Here is a 3,602-nt window from a genome sequence, read left to right on the forward strand (position 1 = left end):
GCCACCGTCCCGACGCCGTGGCGAGCGGGCGTGCCGCGCCCATCGTGCAGGCGCCTGCGCGCGCTGAACCCGCCTTGCCGGCGGCTTTGCGGCCTGCCCGCACGGCCTCTGGTTCCCTGCGGGATGAGCCTGTTCTGGGTCAACGCGCACCCGGCGAGGCGTCGTGGTCACGACGCGAGGAGCCCGTCGTCTCCCAGACAGGGCGCGACACGCCAGCAGCATCGCGCGCGGAACCGTCGGTGAGCCAGCCACGATCCAGCATGCCGTCGGTGCCGCAGCGGGAGGAACCCGTGGTGAACCCGTCGCGGCCGAACGTAGCTGCGACATCGCAGCGCGCCGAGCCGATGATGGGGCAGTCGCGGTCGAACCCGCCGTCGGCGTGGGATCGTGACGAGCCGGTGGTCAGCCCGCCTCGCTCGGGCATGGCCTCGACATCGCATCGCGACGAACCGGTGGTCAGCCGCGCAGGGCGTCCGTCGTCCGGCGAGACGACCCGTGCGGAGCCGGTCATGGCAAGTCGTTCGGAGCCCACCCCAGGCCGTCGTGACGAGCCTGTCGTGTCCTCGCGCTATGTGCCGCCCTCCGAGCCGCTGGAACGCAGCGAGCCACCGCTGGGCGTCGACGATGCTGCCGACGACGACACTGAAGCGCGGTTCTCGATGGCGACGGCAACCCCCGTGCGGACTCGGCGCGAGGATCCGCCGGTGACGTCGCGCCCGGCTGCGTCGTCGGACGCGCCGGAAGAGGCCGACGAGGACACTGAAGCCGAGTCGCCTTTCGCCGCCGGGCCAGGCGACGGTTGGCATACCCCGCTCGTCGCCGCGCGCCGGCGCCGCGAGAGTGGCCTGGGTCGGCGCCTGCTGCTGGGTGGTTGTGTGCTGGCCCTCGTCGCCCTGGTCTTCCAGGCCGCCTGGTGGTGGCGCACGCCGCTGGCCACCTACGCGCCGGGAACGCGCCCCGCCCTCGAGACCATGTGTCGCTGGTTCGGCTGCACGGTCGACTACGTGCGCGCGCCGCGCCTTTTGTCCATCGAATCTTCATCCGTTCAGCCGGATACCTCGCAACCCGGCGGGGATCTCGTGCAGCGGCTCACGCTCAACGCGGTGCTGCGCAACCGCGCCAACCATGATCAGCCCTGGCCGTCGCTCGAACTGAGCCTGACGGATTTCTCGGATACTGTCATCATGCGACGCGTGGTTCCGCCCGAAGGCTATCTGGGCCCTGCCGCCGCCAATGGGTCGTTCGCGGCCGGCAGCGAGCAGCGTATCGCCGTGGGTGTGAGTGCGCGCGGCGCGCCCATCACGGGCTATCGCCTGGCGTTGTTCTTCCCTTGAGCCAGCCGGGCGCTGCGCGGCGCCCGGCTAGTGTTCCTCAACCTTTGTTCGCGCCGGGCTCCGGCGCTACGGATCCCGGCATGTCCACTCCCGTCATCATCTGCGGTTCCATGGCTTTCGACACCATCATGGTGTTCGACGGCCACTTCAAGGACCATATCCTGCCGGATCAGGTGCACAGCCTGAGCGTGTCCTTCCTGGTGCCGGGCATGCGCAAGGAGTATGGCGGCTGCTCGGGCAACATCGCCTACAACATGAGCCTGCTCGGCGGCACGCCGGTGCCGGTGGCCACGGTGGGCTCGGACGCGGGCGAGTACCTGGAGCGCCTGCGCGGCCTGGGCGTGGAGACGCGCTGGATCCGCGTGGCCGAGGAAGCCTTCACGGCGCAGTGTTTCATCACGACCGATCTGGCCGATAACCAGATCACGGCCTTCCACCCGGGCGCGATGGCCTTGTCCGCCAGCAATGATCTCAGCGAAGCGCCAGGCAGCTGGGGCATCGTGGCGCCGGACGCCAAGGACGCGATGTTCGCCCACGCCGAGCGCCTGCATGCGCGCGGTGTGCCGTTCATCTTCGATCTGGGTCAGGCCATGCCTCTTTTCGACGCCGAGGACTTGAAGCGCATGCTCGGCCTGGCGCAGGTGCTGACAGTGAACGACTATGAGGCGCGCGTCGTCGAGCAGCGCCTGGGCCGCAGCATGGCCGACATCGCCAGCGGCTTGCAGGCCGTGATCGTGACGCGGGGCGGTGAAGGCTCCACGCTCATCACCGGTGGCGAGATCATCGACATCCCTGCGGTGAAGGCCACAGTGGTGGACCCGACGGGCTGCGGCGACGCCCACCGCGCCGGTCTGCTCTACGGCATCACGAAGGGCTGGTCGTTGGCTGACGCCTGCCGTCTGGCCAGCGTCATGGGCGCGATCAAGGTGTCGCACCGCGGCGCGCAGAACCACGCGCCCAGCCGTGACGATATCGCCCGCATGCTGAACGAGGCCTATGGTCTGACGCTCGCCTGACGACGCTGGCTACGCACCGACGAAAAAGCCCGCTCAGGCCACTGAGCGGGCTTTTTCATTTGCAGGGTTGGAATCCCGGGGCCGCGTGAGCGCCAGCCCTGAGTGCGCTTTACGCCAACAGCAGCCGCATCGCGATGTGGCTGAGCATCATCAGCAGCACCTGGGCGACGAGGATCAACACCAGCGGCGACAGGTCGAGCCCGCCCAGGCGCGGCAGGATGCGGCGCAGCGGATCGAGCAGGGGCGCCGTGAGGGTCTGCAGCATCGGCATGGCCGGCGCATGCGGGTTGACCCAGGACATGATGGCCTGGATCAACGTGACCCAGACGATGAGATTGAGGGTCCACTTGAGCACCATGAGCGCCGCCGCGCCGATGGCCGCGGGCAGGGCGGCGACGACGCTGTAGCCCGTCAGCAGCACCGTGATGAGCACGTAGACGAGGGCGACGAGCCAGGCGCCAACGACGCTGGCCCAATCGATGCCGCGGGCACCCGGGATGACACGACGCAGCGGCAACACGAGCCAGTTGGTGACTTGCGCAATGCCGCGCGTGAGCGGATTGAAGGGGTGAAGACGGGCAGCCTGCATCCAGGCGCGCAGGATGAACGCGGCCGCATACAGCGTGAAGCCGATTTCGATCAGGAAGCGGAAGATCTCGACGAACATGCAGATCGCAACATCAGGTGGGCAAGGGCGAACATTGTCGCACGGGCCACCGATGGGATCGATGCCGGGATTCGACGAGCGCGCAGGACGCCAGCCGCGCATCCCCGCGCCAAAGACGCGGGGATGGCTGGCCCTGTACGAACAGCGCGAGAGGGGATCAGCCGTACGGCTGCCATCTCGCTGGCTGGCGACGCCTCACGGCGCGCGCCAGTTGGCACGATCAGGGACGGTCGCCCGTCGGGAACGGCCATGCCGCGATCTGCGGATTGGCGGCCGTCTTGGCCGGTGCGGCGGCCGTCTTCTTGGCCGCGGGCTTCTTCGCACCCGGGGCCTTCTTCGTCACGGCAGGCGCCGCCGGCACGGCGGTGGTGGCCGGCGTCATGGCTTCCGGTGCCTTCACGGCCGGCTTCTTCGCAGCCGGTGCCTTCTTGGCGACGGGCGCCTTCTTGGCAGCAGCCGTGCGGGCCGGGGCCTTCTTGGCTGCCGGCGCCTTCTTGGCGGCGACCTTCTTCACCGCAGCCTTCTTGGCCGGGGCTTTCTTGGCGGCAACCTTCTTGACCGCGGCTTTCTTGGCCGGGGCCTTCT

The 3,602-nt window shown here is 69.0% G+C and carries 4 protein-coding genes and 1 pseudogene; 2 read left to right on the forward strand and 3 right to left on the reverse strand.

Features of this window, described 5'->3' with window-relative positions:
• Window positions 1–139: 139 nt before the first annotated feature.
• Window positions 140–511, reverse strand: a complete 372-nt coding sequence (locus IMZ29_RS22205; protein ID WP_216188445.1) for a hypothetical protein — start codon at window positions 509–511, stop codon at window positions 140–142.
• Between IMZ29_RS22205 and IMZ29_RS22210 the strand changes: the two genes are divergently transcribed.
• A complete protein-coding gene (locus IMZ29_RS22210; RefSeq protein WP_216188447.1) occupies window positions 510–1,334 on the forward strand; it encodes a DUF3426 domain-containing protein in 825 nt (274 codons plus the stop codon). The two genes, IMZ29_RS22205 and IMZ29_RS22210, sit on opposite strands and share 2 nt — an antisense overlap.
• 80 nt (window positions 1,335–1,414) lie before the next feature.
• On the forward strand, window positions 1,415–2,350 hold the full coding sequence (locus IMZ29_RS22215) for a carbohydrate kinase family protein (protein WP_216188449.1): 936 nt from the start codon (window positions 1,415–1,417) through the stop codon (window positions 2,348–2,350).
• A gap of 109 nt (window positions 2,351–2,459) precedes the next feature.
• Here the strand turns inward: IMZ29_RS22215 and IMZ29_RS22220 are convergent, their stop codons facing one another.
• Both IMZ29_RS22220 and IMZ29_RS22225 read right to left on the reverse strand, forming a co-directional pair.
• Window positions 2,460–3,017 (reverse strand): YggT family protein, encoded by a 558-nt coding sequence (locus tag IMZ29_RS22220; protein ID WP_216188452.1) that lies wholly within the window; start codon window positions 3,015–3,017, stop codon window positions 2,460–2,462.
• Between the two features lie 220 nt (window positions 3,018–3,237).
• Window positions 3,238–3,602 (reverse strand): annotated as a pseudogene (locus IMZ29_RS22225) (histone); the annotation flags it as partial.

Source organism: Verticiella alkaliphila, assembly GCF_018904615.1.
Taxonomy (GTDB): Bacteria; Pseudomonadota; Gammaproteobacteria; order Burkholderiales; family Burkholderiaceae_B; genus Verticiella; species Verticiella alkaliphila.

Bases quoted from the DNA above. Each gene is read 5' to 3' on its own strand.
- IMZ29_RS22210 (WP_216188447.1), top strand. From the start codon at position 510: ATGGCAAGTCGTTCGGAGCCCACCCCAGGCCGTCGTGACGAGCCTGTC.
- IMZ29_RS22205 (WP_216188445.1), bottom strand. From the start codon at position 511: ATGACCGGCTCCGCACGGGTCGTCTCGCCGGACGACGGACGCCCTGCG.
- IMZ29_RS22215 (WP_216188449.1), top strand. From the start codon at position 1,415: ATGTCCACTCCCGTCATCATCTGCGGTTCCATGGCTTTCGACACCATC.
- IMZ29_RS22220 (WP_216188452.1), bottom strand. From the start codon at position 3,017: ATGTTCGTCGAGATCTTCCGCTTCCTGATCGAAATCGGCTTCACGCTG.